Here is an 18,021-nt window from a genome sequence, read left to right as displayed (position 1 = left end):
TGGTGCGGGAAGTGGGATTTGAACCCACGAACTCCTAGAAGATAAGGATCTGAACCTTACACCGTTGACCAGGCTGGGTGACTCCCGCATTGAAAAAATTTGAAATCTAGAATAAGTTTCTTTATTATACTTGAAAACAACTACAAAAAATTAATCAAGAGATAAAATGGAATTTAGAGAAGTATATTGTTCAAACTGTAAAAAAATACTAGGACGATACAATACAAAATTTTACAGTGAAGAAAAAGTTGGTGAATTAGTAAACACTACACATTCTACACATATTAGAAATGGTCATCAAGTCAATATTAGAAAATTTGAAAAAGATTAACTAATTTTTATTTTTTCAACTGCTTCAGAAAGATTTGAAACTCGATGGATTTGATTTTCAGAAACATGTTGATTCCAAGGTTGTGAATACAAAATTACTTTTTTATTATTTTTAAGAAATTTTTCTGCATTAAGAGGGGAATCATCAATAAATACATCATAATCTAAATTGGCTTTCATTGGACCGTCAATAACTGAAACATAATTGTCATAAGATATGTTATGATGATCTAACCAAGATTTGACAAAAGAATCAGTAGAACGTTCCCTAGCAGTTACAATATCCACTTGAGCAAGACTAGAAAGAGATTTTGTTATTGATGAAAGATTTGTTTCTGTTGTAGGTATTGACATCCAATCTTTCCAACATGAACTAAGTTCAGCATAAAAATCAAAAGGATCTATTTGGAATTCTTTCCAAAATTCCCAATTTGTAATTTGATGTTTGGCAATTTTTGGTCTTATTGAATTACTAAAATTTAGCCATGATATTATGACATCTGCAAGTACACCGTCTACGTCTAATGCAATTTTCATTTTAGTCACTTGTTTTTCGAAATTCATCTAAAAGATTTTTTTGATGTTTATTGAGTTTTTTAGGTACATTAACCACAATTCTGACAAATTGATCTCCTTTTCCTCTATAGTTAATGTGCGTAACTCCTTTTCCTTTTAGTTTGATTATGGTATTGGGTTGACTACCAGAATCAACTTTAATTTTTTCTGTTCCTTCCAAGGTTGGAACAATTATTTCACATCCTAATGCAGCATCAATCATTGAAACATCATGATCATAGAAAATATCTTTTCCATCTCTATTAAATTTAGAGTGAGGTTGAACATTTACTCTAACTATTAGATCACCATTTTCACCATCAGGAATCTCATTTCCTTCACCAGGTACTGTATAGTCACCTGAATCAATTCCAGGAGGAATATCAAATGAAACTGTCTTTGATCCTTTTTTCTTTCCTTGTCCTTTACATTCATTACAAGGAGTTTCAATTATGGAGCCCTGTCCTCTACATGCAGAACATGGTGCAGCAGTTACAAAAGATGCAAATCCCATATTTCGAGTTTGTCTAACTTGTCCTTGACCATTACATGTTCCACAGGTTTTTTTGTTGGTACCAGGTTTAGCACCAGAACCATTACAAATATCACATTGGATTTGTTTTTGTAAATTAATTTCTACTTTTTTACCATGAAGAACATCTTCTAAAGTTACCGAAGTTTGATATAGAATATCAGAACCTCGTTGTTGATTAAATCCAAATCCTCCGCCCCCACCACGACCAAAAATTGATTCAAAAATAGAATCAAATCCTCCGCCTTGTGCACCTTGAAAGATATCATCAGTTGAATATCTGCCATCAACACCTGCATGTCCATGTTGATCATAGATTTGTTTTTTTTCAGGATCTGAGATTACAGCATATGCTTCAGAAATTTCTTTGAAATGTTCTCCGGCTTCTGCAGATTGATTTCGATCAGGGTGAAATTTTAAGGCTAATTTTCTATACTGTTGTTTAATTTCATCTGGTGAAGATGTTTTTGTAACACCTAAAACTTCATAATAATCTCGTTTTGCAGCCATGAATCATACCTTAATCATAATTATACTATAAATGATTGAATTGGAATCTCAGTTAGTTTTTGTTTCATCAGTTTTAGATGATTCAGATGTTTCTTCTGCACCCTGTTGTCCATCTGCACCCTGTTGTCCATCTGCACCCTGTTGTCCATCTGCACCCTGTTGTCCATCTGCACCGGGTGGAGGTGAAGCATTTTTGTAAAGTTCTGTTGTAACTTCATTTACCAATGCTTGCAATGCTTCAAGTTTAGGTTTCAATTCTTCGGCTTCTTTATCTAAAACTTCTTTAACTTCTTTTACGGCGTCAGTAATTTTGATACCTTGTTCTTGTGAAATTTTATCTTTAAGATCATGGTTAACTAATTTTTCTGTAGTGTAGATGTAACTTTCTGCTTCGTTCTTTAAATCAATTTTTTCTTTCTTTAATTTATCTTCATCAGAGAATTTTTCTGCATCTTCTTTCAATTTTTCAATTTCCTCTGGAGATAATTTAGAGTTAGATTCTATAGTGATTTTTGCTTCTTTTTGAGTTCCAAGATCCTTTGCTGTGACATTAATAATTCCATTTGCATCAATGTCAAATTTTACTTCAATTTGAGGAACGCCCCTTGGAGCAGGTGGTAAATCTGTAAGATTGAAACTTCCTAATGAAACATTATCAGTTGCCATAGGTCTTTCACCTTGTACAACATGAATAGTAACTGCAGTTTGATTATCAGCTGCAGTTGTGAAAACTTTACCCTTTGAGGTCGGGATTGTAGTATTTCTCTCAATTAATGGTTCTCTAACTCCACCTAAAGTTTCAATTCCCAATGTTAGAGGAGTAACATCAAGTAAAACAATATCACTACTCACATCTCCAGCAATAATTCCTGCCTGAATGGCCGCTCCCATTGCTACAGCCTCCATAGGATCTACACCTGATTCAGATTCTTGACCAATTAGATCACTAACAAATTTTTTGACTAATGGAATTCTTGTTGGTCCACCAACCATGACAATTTTATTAATATTGGAATTTGAGAGTTTTGCATCTTCCAAGGCTTTGAGTACTGAAGGCTTACATCGCTCTACAATAGGTCCAATTAGTTCATCTAGTTTTGCTCTTGTAATTCTTAATTCTAAATTTTTTGCGCCAGATGATGGATCATGAGAGATAAATGGTAAATTGATATCGGTTTCCATAACAGTAGATAATTCAATTTTTGCTTTTTCAGCAGCTTCTCTAATTCTAGTCATTGCAGTTGAATCTTGAGAAAGATCAACACCCTCTTTTTTCTTGAATTCATCAACAACATAATCAATTAACACTTTATCCATATCTGTACCACCAAGTTGAGTATCACCAGAAGTACTTAGAACTTCAAATACGCCCCCACCCATTTCCATAATAGTTACATCTAAGGTACCACCACCAAAATCAAAGACGAGAATTTTCATGTCTTCTTTTGCTTTGTCTAATCCAAATGCCAAAGATGCTGCTGTTGGCTCATTGATTATTCTAACAACATCAAGTCCTGCAATTGTTCCAGCATCTTTAGTTGCTTGACGCTGATTATCATCAAAATACGCAGGAACTGTAATTACAGCTTTTTGAACTGGTTCTCCAACGAATGCTTCAGCATCTTTTTTAATTTTTTGAAGGATGAATGCCGAAATTTGTTGAGGTTTGTATTCTTTATCTAGAATTTTAAAAGTATGATCTGAACCCATTTTTCGTTTAGCAGCAACAATAGTACTATCTGGATTTGTAACTGCTTGTCTACGTGCAGGCTCACCTACCAGAAGGTCACCATCTTTGGAAAAAGCTACTACTGAGGGAAATGCTTTGCCACCAACTGTTGCCCCTTCTGCTGCTGGAATAATTGTGGGTTTTCCACCCATTACTACCGCTGCTGCAGAGTTACTTGTTCCTAAATCAATACCAATAATTTTAGCCATATTTTATCATCATCCTTTTTTTGAAATTTCTACTAGTGTAGGTCTTATAACTCTCTCATGAGAAATATATCCCTTCCTGATCTCTTTTGTAATTGTGTCATCATCTAAATCAGGATCATTAATTATTGATATAGCCTCATGGAAATTGGGATTAAAAATCTCTCCTAATGCATCTATAGGTCGAATATGATATTTTTTCAATAAAGCATCCATGTTTTTCAAAATTGAATCCAAGCCTTCTGAATTAATTTTACTGTCAGAAAGAACTTCTTTTGCTCTAACAAAATCATCATAAATTTTTAAAAAATCTAATGTGAATTCATTTATTTTTGAATTAATGCCACTTTCAATATCAGTTTGAGTTTTTCTGCTAAGATTTTGGAAATCGGCTAATACAAGTTTTAATTTTTCTTCATATTCAGATGATTTTTGTTTTTCCAAATCTAACAATTTAGATATTTTTTCTACATCAGATTCTGGTTCTATTTTAGGAGAATTATTTTCAGTATCTTTTTCAGAAATTACATCAACTGGAATTTCATCAGAATTAGATTCACTAGACAATTCAACAAAAATAGTAATTTAGCTAATTTATACTATTATTGATTGTTTCACATAAAGGATTGGCTTTGACAATAATCAGATCAGAATCTTGTTTAGTCTTTTCTATATTTTCAAAATCAGATTGCGAACAAGCTACTACTATGGTAGTTTTATCACTATGGAATAAATCAAAGTTAGGATCTTCATAAGCCTCTACATCACCAATGTAATCTCGTAGTCTTGAAGTTAAATTTTGTAACATCTCAATTTTATCTCCACGCATTGCATGTTGATCAAGTGTCCAAGATAATGCAATCTTTGTTCTACTTGCTTTGAGATCATTTTTCTTTAGAGTTGAACGAATTTCATCTATTAGTCGTTTGATGTATCCATCAATTCCTTTGACACTTCCATTAATTAGATACATCAATGAATTTGCACCTTCAAAAGAAGAGCCTAAAGATTTCAAATCAAATAAACCACTAACCATATTGTCTAGAAAGATTTCCTGAAAATCATCAGATGAAAGATCATTTTTGGTTACTTCATCTTGAGCATATTTACACACCTCTAAAACACTACACAGACTAGAAAATCTAGATAAAACATCAATTGCATGGAAATGCTCAGATGATGAAATAGCTACAAATTTTTTCTCTTTTTTACCTACTGTTAGGAGTTCTGATAATGTAGAATCTTCTTTTCCATTAAATGATCCTATAATTTTTGGTTGTTCATTGAGGTCTTCTAATGGATAATAAAAATATGAAATATGTTTTCCAGTCTGAAGACCAGTAACATGTTCGAGTAATGAAATATTTTCATTGTTACCTCCAAATCCAGTAGGAAGTGTAAAAATAACAGAGCTATTCTTTTTCATCGAAGAAACTGCATCCTTGAATTTTGAATGAATTTCAGTTTTGATGTCTTGTCCGGTTTTTCTAATTCGTGGAGTAAAGAAAAGGTATTGTGCTTTTGAAATTGCCACATCTATGGGCTCCATTGCTAACAAGGGTTCATCTTCTTTTAGAGAAGAAACATTCGGATATGTTTTAGCAATTTCAGCTTTTAGAGAAATTGCTGATGGTGTTGATTCATCTATAATGTATACATCTGCACCTTTGATTGCCATTTGAGATGCAATAGCATATCCTTCTGTACTAAGTCCATAAACAACAACTTTTGCTCCCCCCATTACATTTACAGCTAGTATTAGACTAAGAAAAACTTATTGAACTTACCATAATTAGGAAATTACTTGAAAATCTGGATAGATATTCTAACACCAAAACAATTATTGTTTTCTGAACCAATAATTGAAAAATTAGGTAAAAAATACGATCTTTTGTGTACTTCACGAGATTATGAAGAAGTTTCAAAATTAGCCAAAATACGTGGTTTAGACCTTATTTTTGTCGGAAAGCATGGTGGTGGAGATAAGAAAAGTAAACTCAAAGCCAGTATTGACAGAATGGAAAAATTGTCTAAAAAAATTAAGACATTTTCACCTGATATTGCTATTAGTTTTTGTTCTCCAGAGGCAGCAAGAATATCTTTTGGGTTAGGAATTAAACATATAGCATTTTGTGATTCTCCACATGCTAACGCAGTAATGCGATTAACGCTACCATTAATTCAAAAATTGTTAATTCCACAAGTAATATCAAAAAAAGAATTTACAACATATGGAATTGATGAAAAAAATATTATTCAATACAAAGCAATTGATGCTGTAGTTACCATACAGAGGAAAGTTAATCAAGATGCAAAATTACCATTTAAAAATAATTCTAAAAAGAATATTCTGATAAGGGTAGAAGAAGAAGAAGCATCATATACATCTAAATCTAGTAAAATTATTCCCATAATCAAAAAAATTGGAATGGATTTTACAAATGAAAATATTGTAGTCTTGGGAAGATATACAAAGCAAATTGAGAATTTACAAAAAATAATTGGCAAGAAAGTAAAAATTGTGAAAATGTCATATGATGGAAAACATTTGTTAAGCAATACAGATGTTTTTATTGGATCTGGTGGAACAATGACTGCAGAATCTGCATTAATGGGAATTCCAACAATTTCGTATGATGCCGTTCCAAACATAATTGAAAATTTCTTAGTAAAAAAATCCCTAGTTAAAAGAGAAACAAATCCAAATAATATTTCAAGACACATAAAGAAAATTTTTGAATCAAATAATAATCAGAGTCATAAAAGAGCAGAAACTATTAGAAAACAGATGGAAGACCCTATTCAAAAATTAATTCAAACAATTAAAGAATAGTGAATTTTTGATTTATGAGCCAAATTCAAATAAAAAGTTCATTAAGGGAATGAAAGTGCTCGATTTAGCAGCCCGGTAGTGTAGCGGTCAAGCATAGAGGCCTTTGAAGCCTTTGACCCCAGTTCGAGTCTGGGCCGGGCTACTTTTTTAATAAAATATGATTTTGTAACACGAATATATCATAGGGGGTTTTTCTGAAATTAGGCATAATGACTGACATTATTTTAGGAATGGGAGAAGTGGGAGAAACATTATTTCACCTTCTTGAAGAAAAGAATTTTGACAGCATAGGAATTGATGTAGATTCTTCTAAATGCAAAAATTATTCAGAAAATGAAAAAATTGAAAATCCAGAATATCTACATGTTTGTTTACCAGGAGAATTATCAGAGTTTGTAGATATTACAATAAATTGGATCAATAAGATTGAGGGATTAAAAGTTGTGTTGGTACATTCAACAGTAAAGCCCGGAACTACAAAAATGATTCAAGAGAAATCTAAAGTTTTGGTTTTATATTCTCCAGTTCGAGGAGTACATAAAAGATTTTTAGACGATATTAAAAAATATACAAAATTTATTTCTTCAGATGAAAAAAATATTGATCCTAAAATAAAAATTGATTTAGAAAATAGATTTGAAAAAATAGATTGGATGTCAACAACAAAAACTGCAGAATTGGCAAAAATATTAGTGGATACAACCTATTATGGATGGTTGATCAATTATGCACAAATAACAAAAATGATTTGTGAAAAAGAAAACATTGATTTTGATGAGATGTGGAAATTTGCAGATGAAATTCATGAAAATTTAGGCAATAGACCCAAAATGTATCCTGGAATTATTGGAGGGCATTGCGTAATTCCTAATCTAAATTTGATAGACTATGAAAATATAGATATGATTAAAAAAATTAATGAAATGTATGAAAAATTTAAAAAATAATTTTAAATTCTAAAAATCTAATTTAGTTAAAAGTCTAGATGCAATTACAAATAATATAGATGCTATAACTACAAGAATAATCATTTCTAAAATTATAAATTCAGTAATAGTTCCAAAAATTCCAGCCCTTATTACGTCAACAAGATATGTTAATGGATTTAGATAAAATGCTGTTCGTAATGGTTCAGGTGCACCGCCTGCTGGATAAAATGCCGTACTAACAAAAGCAAAGAAAAGAAAAACGGTGTTAATAATTACATTAAATCCTTCACTTGAGCGTAATCTAGTGGAAATAATTGAGGCTAATGAACCAAAAAGTACTGATCCAGTGATGGCTCCAAAAATGATTATGGGTATTGTTACTAGAGAAAATTCCACAGATTCGAAAAATACAGGGTATCCTACTACTGCTATTAGCGTTGCACTAACTAAACCAATAATTCCTATTGTGCAAATATTACTTAGAATATAATGACTTCTAGTGAAAGGACCAGACATAATTTGTTCAAACATTCCATGTTTTCTATCATTCCAAATTATAATTCCAGAAATCAGAGTACTATTCATAATATTAAATCCAATCATACCTGAAGCTAAAAATGCCGGATAATCAAGATCTTTATTTCCAAATGGTACTGCATTGATTAATGGTGCATAAGCAAATCCTGCAACAAAAATGTAAATTAAAGGAAAAATTATTTGCCAAATTAAAAATCCAGGATTGAGAGAAATCGTAAGATTTCTATTTACTAATCTAATTATTGGATGCATTTTCTCTCACCATGTTTAAGAATATCTCTTCAAGATTTGTTGGTACGGCTGATAGATCCTCTATCTCAATTTTATTATCATTAAGTATTTTTAAAACTTGTAACAAAACCAATTCGGATTGTTCTGAATGAATTATAATATTGGTTCCAGTTTTAAAATCAATTTTGCAATCAGATATTCCAGATAAAAGTGAAGGAACATTGGATTGCTTTTCTAATAAATGAATTTTAATAGTTTTTTCTTTTCCAAATCTATTTTTTAAAGCATCAGGAGAATTGACTGTTACAATTTTACCTTTATCAATAATAGCAATTTGATCACAAAGATATTCTGCTTCAGAAAGAATGTGTGTAGTGTAAAAAATTGTTAAACCAGTTTTTACTTTATTTTTTAAATAATCTAATAATTTTCTTCTAGCACTTGGATCTAATCCTACAGTGGGTTCATCTAAAAATAATAATTCCATATCATGCATAAATTCTCGTGCAACTTGAACTCGTCTTCTTTGACCAATTGATAGGTCTTCATTTCTTTTTTTACGAATTTCAACTAGATCAAAATCTTTCAATAGTTGCTCCATTCTTTTTTTACGCTCAATTTTTGGTACATTCCACATCATTCCATATTTCTCAAGGGATTTTTCAACAGATAATGTAGGCTCATAGCTAGGTTGTTGTAAGACTACACCAATTTTATGACGAATTTGAAGTGGATTTGAGACTGCATCAACACCCAGAATGGATAATGAACCACTTGATGGTGGAATCAGAGTAGTGAGAAGTTTGATGGTGGTAGATTTACCTGCACCATTAGGTCCTAAAAATCCAAAAACTTGTCCAGATTTTACTGATAATACTAGATCATCTACTGCACGAACTGAACCATATAATTTTGAAAGATGGTTCACTTCAATGCATGACATAACAAAACTGCGATCTTCCTATTAATTTAGTTAGTGAGATAAATGCGAAAAGAATTGAACTAATCAAGAAAAAACATGTAGAAATTGAATATTACAATAATCTCATTTTTTGAATATACAAGAAAATTCTGATAAAGCGATCATTTTTTTATAAAATGACATTATCAAGAGAATGAAATTTTTATTAATAGAACAAGTTTAACAAAATTGAATTGTCAGAATTTGAAGATCTTATCAATAAATTTCTAGAACAAAAACCAGAATTAACTAAAGCAGATCTTGAAGAACAAATAAAACAGAAAAAGGAAAAAATTGGTGCTGGGTATTTGACTGATCAGGGAGCATTGTTCTTAATTGCATCTGATTACGGAATTGCATTGTCAGAACCACAAAAACTAGAAATTAGTTTAAAGGATCTATATGCAGGAGCAAAAGAAATTTCATTAGAAACAAGAGTTCTAAATTTATCACCTGCAAAACAATTTTCTAGAAAAGATGGTTCTCCGTTTTATCTTCGGACAATGACTGTGTATGATACAAATTCTACAGCTAGTGTGAAATTATGGGATGAAAAAGCAAATCTCCCAGGAGTTGAAAATCTAAAACCAGGAGATTTAATTAAAATCATTAAAGCTTATGTTAAATCAGATCTTGATGGTTCTCCAACAATAAATATTGGTTCTGGATCAAATATAGAAACTACTGATACAACAAGTGAAATTCCAACAATAGACACCATTACAAAAGATGTGAGTGAATCTCAAGAAGGACAAAAAGATTTAGTAATTTCAGGAACTATTGATGGTGTAATTAGTGGAATGGAATTTACGAATTCTCGTGGCATGCCTGGAAAAGCACTAAGAATGAGACTAAAGGGAAAAGATGGAAGTGGTATGAGAGTAGTATTATGGGGTAAAGATGAATCCACCATTCCAAACATGATTTCACAATCAGCCAAAGTAAGATTGCTTGGTGTTAGAGTAAAATCAGGAAATCAAGGACTAGAAATTCACGGAAATGATGCAACAATTGTAGAAATTGAAGGAGGAAAAGAAGCAGAACCAATAATCACTAGAATTATCTCCATATCACCATCAGAAAACGGTAAAAATATGATAATGGCTGTAGATAATAAAAAGAATTTATTCAACATTAGTGACTTTTCAAATTCAACTAGTATTTGTGTAGAGGGAGACGTAATAGAATGCATGCCATCAAAAGTTTATGGTAATTCAATCACACTAGATGAAAATTCCTTTGTAAGGAAATTAGATAATGATGAATCAATTCCATCTTTATCTCAACTTAGAACAAAAATTAACGATATCAAAGTTGACTCTAGTTATTGTATTGAAGCAATCGTATTGAAAGTTCCTCAAAGACGTGAGGTTCAAACAAAATCTGGAGAATCAATAGCACTTTCAGAAATGTTTGTAGAAGATGATACAGGGCAAATTTGGGTAAAAGGTTGGAGAAATCAAGCAAGAATTATTGATAAGTGTGAATTAGGAGAAATTATTTCCATTACAGGGTTAAATGCAAAGGCTGGACTAGAAGGTAGAATAGAATTATTTGTTACTCCATTCTCTAAAATTACAAAGAAAAACTAAGAATCCCAAAAACCTCTAGTTACTACATATTGTCTTTCTGCTTCATAGATTTGTTTAAACAAATGTTCTTCATCTACCATATTTCTTAAGATTCTTGCTGCAGTATCAGCACCAACACCATATCCAGAAATTACAGTAATAGCAATTTTTCCAAAATTTTCTACTAATGATGCAACTTTCCAGGCACGATCATACTTGTGTTTTTCATCTGCAGTTAATCTTTTCCCATCATGTTTTTTTCTAATAATTTTAGGTAAATCATAATCAGAATAGTATGTTGCAGTAATTTGCCTTGCTTTACAATATGGACAAACGAGTAAATTTTTTACCTCAGATGTTTGAAAAACACGTTCCCATTTTCCACATCGAGCACAAATCAGACGATGTTTTGTTTTTTCTAATCTAGCTTTAACAAGATCAAGAATACCTTTGTCAAGATTTGCAGGTGAAGAATAATATTTTGCAGTATGATCTAAAATTGGCAGAGCTAATTTAGAATATTGATCAACTTCTAACCAAGTGAGATGAATTTCATCTTCTTTGATTTTTTTCAGAATTTTTTCAGAATTTTTAAGATCATATTTATCATGAAATAATTCTCGTAGTGCTTCATGGACAAGTGCTGTTTTGGAGTATCGTTCATATAAAAATCTGGCAGATTTTCTTTCATATATTGCTCCACGTCCTACAACTCCAAATTTTTTTGCAACACACCATGTTTTCCAATTGACATTATGAGTTCCAGTTAAAGAAGCACTAACAACAGATTGTAAATCATAATCATCTTTAATAACTTCTATGAAAAGTTTTTCTGAAATTCTAGAATTAGATGATAAAACAATTCTGTAACCATCAGAACGAGAATCAACAATTGAACCTAACATAGATGATAGTATTGAAGATAGTAATGTGGATAAAGTAGAATTGATCTTAGTACCAAGACAAGAATGAATTACAATTGAACCTTGAGATCTATTTGATTCAATAACAAGATTATTTTCATCAGGAATTTTATCAAAATTTAATTTTTCAATTATATTATTTGTTAAAGTAAAATTTCCATTCTTTACTTTACTACGGAAATTTCCTACTTTACGTGCTGTTTTATAGTCAATAGGTATACTTTCTCCTTCCCAATAAGGTACTGTAATTCCTCCTCCCCTGAAAGGTTCAACATTTACACTGAATGATTTTTCATCAACATTTAGAATTCTCCATTGTGAACCTTTCAGCACAAAAATATTTCCTGAATCTCCATGATCTCCTACAAATCTTTGATCTAAAGACCCAATGATTTTTTTTCCAACACTATCAAAAACTTTGAATTTAAGAATATCAGGTATTGTGGAAAGATTTTCAAAATAATATTTGAAAGAACCGCCTTTTTTCCAATAAGTCATTTTTGTTCTATCAAAAAAAATTAGATAGTTTGAATCAAGTAAATCTAATACATCTATGAGATCTTCAATTTTTAAATTTCTAAATGAATATGCCTTTGTCACTAATTCAAAAGCTTGTTCAACTGTAATTTCACCAATTTGCATAGATAGTCCAACTAAATGATGAGCTAAAACATCTAGAGATCCATCATGAATTTTTTGTTCTTCAATGGAGCCTTCTTGAATACGATCAAGAATTGCTTGTGCTTCAAACTCATCATCAGGGTTATTTGTAATAATTAAACCCTGAGCTGATTCATCACGATTATGTTTACTTCTACCTATTCTTTGAACAAATTTTGATACTTGTCTTGGAGAACCATAATGAATCACCAATTCAACTGAGCCAATATCTAATCCTAATTCCAAGGAAGAGGTACATACTACGATACCATGTTTGCCTTCACGCAAAGTTTGTTCTGTCTCTTCTCTAACTTCTTTTGAGAGAGAACCATGATGTAGTTCTATTGGAACAGAAGATTTTTGTTTTAAAACTGATGCTAAAAATTCAGCCTCTCCTCTGGTATTTGTAAAGAGAAGTATTGGAGAATCTAACTTTAATTCTAGCACATATTCAATTATTTTTTCTGCAACATCTGAAATTGTTCCTTCAACATACTTGATTTCTACATCATATTTCCTAACTGATGTATCTCTGATTATCTGACATTTTCTTTTAGTTCCTACGACAAATTTTCCTGCCTCATCAAAATTTCCTACAGTTGCAGATAATCCAACTTTTGTAAGTGAGTATTTTGAATTTAATTCCAATCTTTCAACACTTAATGATAATTGAGAACCTCGCTCACTAGATAATAATTCATGTACTTCATCTATTACAATCCATTCTAAATCAGATAATGCATTGAGCATTTTTACCTGTGTTAATAGAATTACCAAAGTTTCAGGAGTTGTGATTAAAACATCAGGAGGATTTTCAGTTATTTTTTTTCTATCTTTTTGGCTAGTATCTCCATGTCGAATTTTAATCGTCAGTTGATTTTCATGTGCATAATTTGTAATTCTTCGAAACACGTCACGATTTAAGGCTCGTAAAGGTGTGATGTAAAGGGTTTTAATTTTTCCAGATTGTTTAGAATTTTTTAACAAAGAGAAAATCGGAATTACTGAACATTCTGTTTTTCCAGAACCTGTTGGAGCAATAACAAGACAATCTTTTTTTTGTAAAATTATTGGTGATGCTTTTTTCTGAATCTCAGTTAGTTTAGAAAATCCGAATTTTCCAAATAATGAATCAAGAGGTAGATTCGACGGGATTGTTTGATCGTGATCTTTCATAAACAATTACACCAATTAAGCCTAGTGCAAATAAAACTACAGTGATAATTGGTATTGAATCAAAAATTCCTGCCATTGTTTTACCTAAGAGTAGACCATTAAAAATCTTCAGTAGTGTCAGAAAGGCCTTTTTTGTTAATGGTATATGAAAAATTTTCTTTTTTTAATGCCCAATAGATTTGACCATGAAATTTTGATGAATTTTTAGTAAGATGAATTTTGATATGTGTGAAAGGATCAATTGCATTTTGCATATTTTCAATTTCTTTACCATCACTTGTTCTAATCATATTTGTAATAATTATTGGAATTTTTTTTGTAATAGCAAAATTTGATAAATTATGCATATATTTCATAAATAATGAATTTTTTTTAAAAGTTGATTCATCATTTTGATATTCATAAGAAAATAAATCCGTAATGTTATCAATTACTATTAAAGAAAAATTATTTGATATAATGTTGTTAACCGATTTGATTTGTTCTGAAGTATTTGTAATTCTAGATACAGTTATTTTTTCAAGTAAGTTAATTTCAATTTCAGATTCTTTTTGAATTTCTATGATTCTTTCAGGTCTGAATCCTCCTGTTGTATCCAAATACAAAACATTTCCACCATTTTTTATTGAATTTATTAATAATTGTAATAATAGCAGTGTTTTACCAGTTCCATTTTCACCAAAAATATCTACAATAACACTATCTGGAATTCCTCCTGACAAGAATTGGTCTAATTTTTGTAAACCTGTTGAGATCATTTGTATAATTATTAGAAAAAGAAGAAAAAATTTAAGGAATTTCAATATTCACAAAGGAGGTAAGGCTTTTATGCTAGAGACTAAAGTTGCAAAACAAGTGAACAATTAGTGTCCCAATCAAATAGTGCAAAAAGACCTCTAACAACCCTTCAAAAAAGTACAAAGAAGAAAGTTACTGTAAGACTGAAGAACGAAGTAGAGTACAAAGGAAAAATGGACAATGTAGATTCTTACATGAATTTGATTATGACTGATGCTGAAGAGCTTCATGACGGTAAAACCATTGCAAATTATGGCAGGGTAATCGTAAGAGGCAATAATGTATTATTTATCAAACTAGAAAACGAACTCTAGTTACAGTGATGTGGTTTTATGACCAATAATTTTCTCTTTACTTCTGAATCAGTAACAGAAGGTCATCCAGACAAAATATGTGATAATATTTCTGATGCATTCTTAGATGAATATCTTAAACAGGATCCAGATTCCAGAGTTGCAGTTGAAACAATGGTTACTACAGATTATGTTGTAGTATCAGGAGAAGTTACATCAAAAGCAGTTTTTGATCAAAAGGCTCAAGAAGAATTAGTTAGAAAAACTATCAGAGAAATAGGATACGATAACAAAGATTTGATGTTTGATGGAGACACATGTAAAGTTGATTTGAAGCTTCATTCACAAAGTCCAGATATTAGTCAAGGAGTAACTGCCGCTGAAGGAAAGGAGCAAGGTGCAGGTGATCAAGGTTTGATGTTTGGATATGCATCAAATGAAACTGAAGAATTGATGCCAATGCCAATTTTATTGGCACATAAACTAATTCAAAAATTATCACAAGTAAGAAGAGATCAATCTTTGCCATGGGTTAGACCAGACGGCAAATCACAAGTTTCTGTAAGATATGAAGATAACAAACCTACAAAAATTGAGACAGTTGTAATATCAACACAACATGCACCAAACATTTCTCAAGAAGAAATTTCAAGAGAAATTATAGACAAAGTAATCAAACCAGTATTAGGAAATCTTTGGAATGATGATATTAAAATTCACATTAACCCTACAGGTAAATTTGTGATTGGTGGACCACATGGAGATGCAGGATTAACTGGAAGAAAAATTATTGTTGATAGTTATGGTGGATTTGGAAGACATGGTGGTGGAGCTTTTTCAGGAAAAGATCCATCAAAAGTTGACAGATCTGCATGTTACATGTGTAGATATATAGCAAAAAATCTAGTTGCAGCAGGATTAGCAGACAGATGTGAAGTTCAACTTGCTTATGCAATTGGAGTTGCAGAACCTGTATCACTATATGTCAATACATTTGGAACAAACAAAATTCCTGAAAATCAAATTGAAGAGTTAGTCAGAAAGAATTTCGATATGAAACCATCAGGAATTATTTCACAACTAGATTTGAAGAGACCTATTTACAAAAAAACTGCAGCCTATGGTCATTTTGGACGAAATGAACCAGAATTTTCATGGGAAAAAACAAACAAATCTGAAATATTAAAACAATCTGCCGGATTATAGAAAACTCAATACAGATTGAAAATTTATTTTAGATATTTGAGATAATTTTTTGTGGTTTCCTTTAAAATTTCCAATTAGAATATTGAGATCATCAATTCCAAAACTAGATTTTGAATTCACTATTGCATTATGATATGCTTCTTCAAGATTAATTTTTTTGATTCTAGTTTTAGTTCCTTTAGAAAAGAGTTTAACATAATTTTCATATGTAATATAATCAGGACCAACAAGATCAAAGATTTTATTATTAAATCTCAATTCAGAGACAGATTCAAAAAGAACTTTGACAACATCAGAGATATGAATTGGCTGAATTGAGTAAGTTCCAGATCCTGGAATTATAATTTCTCCCGATTTAATTTGTTTTTTCAGATTTTTTGATAATAAATCATCTTTTCCAACAATGTAAGAAGGCCTAAAAATTGTATAATCTAAACCTGAATCTATAATTTGTTTTTCTGCATTATATTTTGAAATAAAGTATCCTAACGAGGTATTTGCAGATACGCCTAAACCACTTAGAAAAATAATTTTTTTAATATTAGCTTTTTTACTTAGATTTACAATATGTCTTGTTAAATCAGTATTTATCATATCATAATCAGTATTTACAGATTGTTTCCCAATTCCAACAAGATGAATTAGTGCATCTGAATTTTGAATTTTTTTAAATAAATTATTTTCTTTGTAATTCTTTGAGATGATTTTAGTTTCAGAATTAAAATTCTTAAAATCTTTTCTAGATATTGAGACTAATTCAATATTTTTTTCTGATAAATATTTTCGAAGGTTTTTTGCAATAAAACCACTAGCTCCTGTAACAACAACCTTCAAAGATTTAACCATAATAGAACCAAGTTTATTTTAATTTTAAATCTATTTGAAGAATTTTCAAAAAATATGAAATAAGAGTTAATACTACAAAATGAATACCAATATCGTGGAAGAAGAAAAGACAAAATTAAAGACTGGTTATACTACAGGAAGTTCTGCGACGGCTGCATCAAAAGCTGCACTATTATCAATTATTAATCAAAAAAAAATCGAGGATGTGGATATTTTACTACCAAAAAGATCCTATGTTTCAATTCCAATTTACTCATGTGAGTTTGGATCTGATAGAGCAAAATGTTCTGTTATCAAAAATGGAGGAGATGATCCTGATGTTACTCACGGAGCAGAAATTATTGTAGAATTATCATTTATTGAAAAAATAAATGAAATTGAAATTGATGGGGGTGAGGGAGTAGGTATAGTAACCAAACCAGGATTAGGTTTGGAAATTAACAAGCCTGCAATCAATCCAGTTCCTAAAAAAATGATTAGTGAAAATTTAAGAGAAATTGGCGAAGAAATTCTTTTAAAAAAAGGAATCAGAGTAGTTATTTCAGTTCCTAAAGGAAAAGAGTTAGGACCTAAAACAGATAATCCAAGATTAGGGATTATAAATGGGATTTCAATTTTGGGAACTAGTGGAATTGTTATTCCATTTTCTACTGCAGCGTATGCAGCATCAATTAGACAAAATTTGGATGTAGCAATTGCAGCTGGTAATGATACAGTAGTATTGACAACGGGTGGAAGAAGTGAAGATTTTGCAAAGAAACTAGTGGATTTGCCAGAACATTGTTTTGTACAAATAGGTGATTTTTCAGGATATGCAATTCAACAATGTGGTAGAAAAAATATCAAAAGAGCATATGTTGTTGGTTTCATTGGAAAGTTAGCAAAAATGGCAGCAGGTGTTAAACAAACTCATGTTAAAGGATCTAAAGTAGATATGAGTTTTCTAGCGGAATTAGCGCAAAAATGTAATGCTAATGAAGGTGTAATTCAAGAAATTAAAAAAGCAAATACAGCTAGACATGTTTCAGAAATTATTCAAAAAAATAAGATTGTGGGATTTTTTGACTTGATTTGCAGTGAGACGTATAAGCATATGAGAAAACATTCTGAAGAAAAAGTTCCAATTGATGTGGTATTATTTGATTTTGAAGGAAATATTTTAGCTAGGAAATCCCAAGAGTAAGGTATTTTATTA

The 18,021-nt window shown here is 30.9% G+C and carries 17 protein-coding genes and 2 tRNA genes; 8 read left to right on the top strand and 11 right to left on the bottom strand.

Annotated elements, in window-relative coordinates:
- Positions 1 to 88 (bottom strand) — tRNA-Leu (locus C5F47_RS00570).
- 78 nt (positions 89 to 166) lie between these two features.
- Here C5F47_RS00570 and C5F47_RS00565 point away from each other — a divergent pair.
- Positions 167 to 331: a hypothetical protein gene (locus C5F47_RS00565; RefSeq protein WP_179360997.1), complete on the top strand. Its 165-nt coding sequence runs from the start codon at positions 167 to 169 to the stop codon at positions 329 to 331.
- On the opposite strand, the gene C5F47_RS00560 is transcribed toward C5F47_RS00565, so the two are convergent.
- From C5F47_RS00560 to C5F47_RS00540, 5 genes are read right to left on the bottom strand one after another with little or no spacing between them, the layout of a single operon-like run.
- Positions 328 to 867 carry a 5' nucleotidase, NT5C type gene (locus C5F47_RS00560; protein WP_179360995.1) on the bottom strand — a complete coding sequence of 180 codons (540 nt, stop codon included), beginning with the start codon at positions 865 to 867 and terminating at the stop codon, positions 328 to 330. The genes C5F47_RS00565 and C5F47_RS00560 overlap by 4 nt on opposite strands.
- 1 nt (position 868) lies before the next feature.
- Complete coding sequence (gene dnaJ, locus C5F47_RS00555; RefSeq protein WP_179360993.1) at positions 869 to 1,927, bottom strand: molecular chaperone DnaJ; 1,059 nt, start codon at positions 1,925 to 1,927, stop codon at positions 869 to 871.
- A gap of 48 nt (positions 1,928 to 1,975) precedes the next feature.
- Positions 1,976 to 3,865 (bottom strand): molecular chaperone DnaK, encoded by a 1,890-nt coding sequence (gene dnaK, locus C5F47_RS00550; protein ID WP_179360991.1) that lies wholly within the window; start codon positions 3,863 to 3,865, stop codon positions 1,976 to 1,978.
- 9 nt (positions 3,866 to 3,874) lie between these two features.
- A complete protein-coding gene (locus tag C5F47_RS00545) occupies positions 3,875 to 4,429 on the bottom strand; it encodes a nucleotide exchange factor GrpE (RefSeq protein ID WP_179360990.1) in 555 nt (184 codons plus the stop codon).
- Between the two features lie 22 nt (positions 4,430 to 4,451).
- Positions 4,452 to 5,603, bottom strand: a complete 1,152-nt coding sequence (locus C5F47_RS00540) for a hypothetical protein (RefSeq protein WP_179360988.1) — start codon at positions 5,601 to 5,603, stop codon at positions 4,452 to 4,454.
- A gap of 63 nt (positions 5,604 to 5,666) precedes the next feature.
- Here C5F47_RS00540 and C5F47_RS00535 point away from each other — a divergent pair, with 63 nt between their 5' ends.
- The 3 genes from C5F47_RS00535 (at position 5,667) to C5F47_RS00525 (ending at position 7,642) form a co-directional block, all read left to right on the top strand.
- Complete coding sequence (locus C5F47_RS00535) at positions 5,667 to 6,695, top strand: DUF354 domain-containing protein (RefSeq protein ID WP_179360986.1); 1,029 nt, start codon at positions 5,667 to 5,669, stop codon at positions 6,693 to 6,695.
- A gap of 69 nt (positions 6,696 to 6,764) precedes the next feature.
- Positions 6,765 to 6,837, top strand: a tRNA-Gln gene (locus C5F47_RS00530).
- 67 nt (positions 6,838 to 6,904) lie between these two features.
- Positions 6,905 to 7,642, top strand: a complete 738-nt coding sequence (locus tag C5F47_RS00525) for a nucleotide sugar dehydrogenase (protein ID WP_179360984.1) — start codon at positions 6,905 to 6,907, stop codon at positions 7,640 to 7,642.
- A 9-nt stretch (positions 7,643 to 7,651) separates the two neighbouring features.
- Here C5F47_RS00525 and C5F47_RS00520 read toward each other — a convergent pair whose 3' ends face one another.
- Together C5F47_RS00520 and C5F47_RS00515 are read right to left on the bottom strand one after the other, a co-directional pair.
- Positions 7,652 to 8,413, bottom strand: a complete 762-nt coding sequence (locus tag C5F47_RS00520) for an ABC transporter permease (RefSeq protein WP_179360982.1) — start codon at positions 8,411 to 8,413, stop codon at positions 7,652 to 7,654.
- Positions 8,397 to 9,335: an ABC transporter ATP-binding protein gene (locus C5F47_RS00515; RefSeq protein WP_179360981.1), complete on the bottom strand. Its 939-nt coding sequence runs from the start codon at positions 9,333 to 9,335 to the stop codon at positions 8,397 to 8,399. The genes C5F47_RS00520 and C5F47_RS00515 overlap by 17 nt, the downstream gene beginning before the upstream one ends.
- A gap of 212 nt (positions 9,336 to 9,547) precedes the next feature.
- Between C5F47_RS00515 and C5F47_RS00510 the strand changes: the two genes are divergently transcribed.
- A complete protein-coding gene (locus C5F47_RS00510; RefSeq protein ID WP_179360979.1) occupies positions 9,548 to 10,945 on the top strand; it encodes a single-stranded DNA-binding protein in 1,398 nt (465 codons plus the stop codon).
- Here the strand turns inward: C5F47_RS00510 and C5F47_RS00505 are convergent.
- Both C5F47_RS00505 and C5F47_RS00500 read right to left on the bottom strand, forming a co-directional pair.
- Positions 10,942 to 13,683 (bottom strand): DEAD/DEAH box helicase, encoded by a 2,742-nt coding sequence (locus C5F47_RS00505; RefSeq protein ID WP_179360977.1) that lies wholly within the window; start codon positions 13,681 to 13,683, stop codon positions 10,942 to 10,944. The genes C5F47_RS00510 and C5F47_RS00505 overlap by 4 nt on opposite strands.
- Before the next feature lie 98 nt (positions 13,684 to 13,781).
- On the bottom strand, positions 13,782 to 14,441 hold the full coding sequence (locus C5F47_RS00500) for an ATPase domain-containing protein (protein ID WP_179360975.1): 660 nt from the start codon (positions 14,439 to 14,441) through the stop codon (positions 13,782 to 13,784).
- A gap of 108 nt (positions 14,442 to 14,549) precedes the next feature.
- Here C5F47_RS00500 and C5F47_RS00495 point away from each other — a divergent pair, with 108 nt between their 5' ends.
- Entirely contained in the window at positions 14,550 to 14,795 is a 246-nt protein-coding gene (locus C5F47_RS00495; RefSeq protein WP_014964213.1) for a U6 snRNA-associated Sm-like protein LSm6, read from the top strand.
- Between the two features lie 18 nt (positions 14,796 to 14,813).
- Positions 14,814 to 15,980, top strand: a complete 1,167-nt coding sequence (metK, locus tag C5F47_RS00490; RefSeq protein ID WP_179360973.1) for a methionine adenosyltransferase — start codon at positions 14,814 to 14,816, stop codon at positions 15,978 to 15,980.
- Here the strand turns inward: metK and C5F47_RS00485 are convergent.
- The gene (locus C5F47_RS00485; RefSeq protein ID WP_179360971.1) at positions 15,975 to 16,826 is read right to left on the bottom strand and encodes an SDR family oxidoreductase; all 852 of its coding nucleotides are present in this window, start codon (positions 16,824 to 16,826) and stop codon (positions 15,975 to 15,977) included. The two genes, metK and C5F47_RS00485, sit on opposite strands and share 6 nt — an antisense overlap.
- Positions 16,827 to 16,905: 79 nt before the next feature.
- Between C5F47_RS00485 and C5F47_RS00480 the strand changes: the two genes are divergently transcribed.
- Positions 16,906 to 18,009: a cobalt-precorrin-5B (C(1))-methyltransferase gene (locus C5F47_RS00480; RefSeq protein WP_179360970.1), complete on the top strand. Its 1,104-nt coding sequence runs from the start codon at positions 16,906 to 16,908 to the stop codon at positions 18,007 to 18,009.
- Positions 18,010 to 18,021 lie beyond the last annotated feature (12 nt).

Source organism: Nitrosopumilus cobalaminigenes, from assembly GCF_013407145.1.
In the GTDB taxonomy this organism is placed as follows: Archaea; Thermoproteota; Nitrososphaeria; order Nitrososphaerales; family Nitrosopumilaceae; genus Nitrosopumilus; species Nitrosopumilus cobalaminigenes.
Note: the sequence above shows the minus strand (reverse complement) of the source record. Positions and strands in the feature narration are given on the sequence as shown.

Coding starts and splice junctions, on each gene's coding strand:
- C5F47_RS00485 (WP_179360971.1), bottom strand. CDS start 16,826: ATGGTTAAATCTTTGAAGGTTGTTGTTACAGGAGCTAGTGGTTTTATT.
- metK (WP_179360973.1), top strand. CDS start 14,814: ATGACCAATAATTTTCTCTTTACTTCTGAATCAGTAACAGAAGGTCAT.
- C5F47_RS00540 (WP_179360988.1), bottom strand. CDS start 5,603: ATGGGGGGAGCAAAAGTTGTTGTTTATGGACTTAGTACAGAAGGATAT.
- dnaJ (WP_179360993.1), bottom strand. CDS start 1,927: ATGGCTGCAAAACGAGATTATTATGAAGTTTTAGGTGTTACAAAAACA.
- C5F47_RS00500 (WP_179360975.1), bottom strand. CDS start 14,441: ATGATCTCAACAGGTTTACAAAAATTAGACCAATTCTTGTCAGGAGGA.
- C5F47_RS00565 (WP_179360997.1), top strand. CDS start 167: ATGGAATTTAGAGAAGTATATTGTTCAAACTGTAAAAAAATACTAGGA.
- C5F47_RS00525 (WP_179360984.1), top strand. CDS start 6,905: ATGACTGACATTATTTTAGGAATGGGAGAAGTGGGAGAAACATTATTT.
- C5F47_RS00515 (WP_179360981.1), bottom strand. CDS start 9,335: ATGTCATGCATTGAAGTGAACCATCTTTCAAAATTATATGGTTCAGTT.
- C5F47_RS00480 (WP_179360970.1), top strand. CDS start 16,906: ATGAATACCAATATCGTGGAAGAAGAAAAGACAAAATTAAAGACTGGT.
- C5F47_RS00505 (WP_179360977.1), bottom strand. CDS start 13,683: ATGAAAGATCACGATCAAACAATCCCGTCGAATCTACCTCTTGATTCA.
- C5F47_RS00560 (WP_179360995.1), bottom strand. CDS start 867: ATGAAAATTGCATTAGACGTAGACGGTGTACTTGCAGATGTCATAATA.
- dnaK (WP_179360991.1), bottom strand. CDS start 3,865: ATGGCTAAAATTATTGGTATTGATTTAGGAACAAGTAACTCTGCAGCA.
- C5F47_RS00520 (WP_179360982.1), bottom strand. CDS start 8,413: ATGCATCCAATAATTAGATTAGTAAATAGAAATCTTACGATTTCTCTC.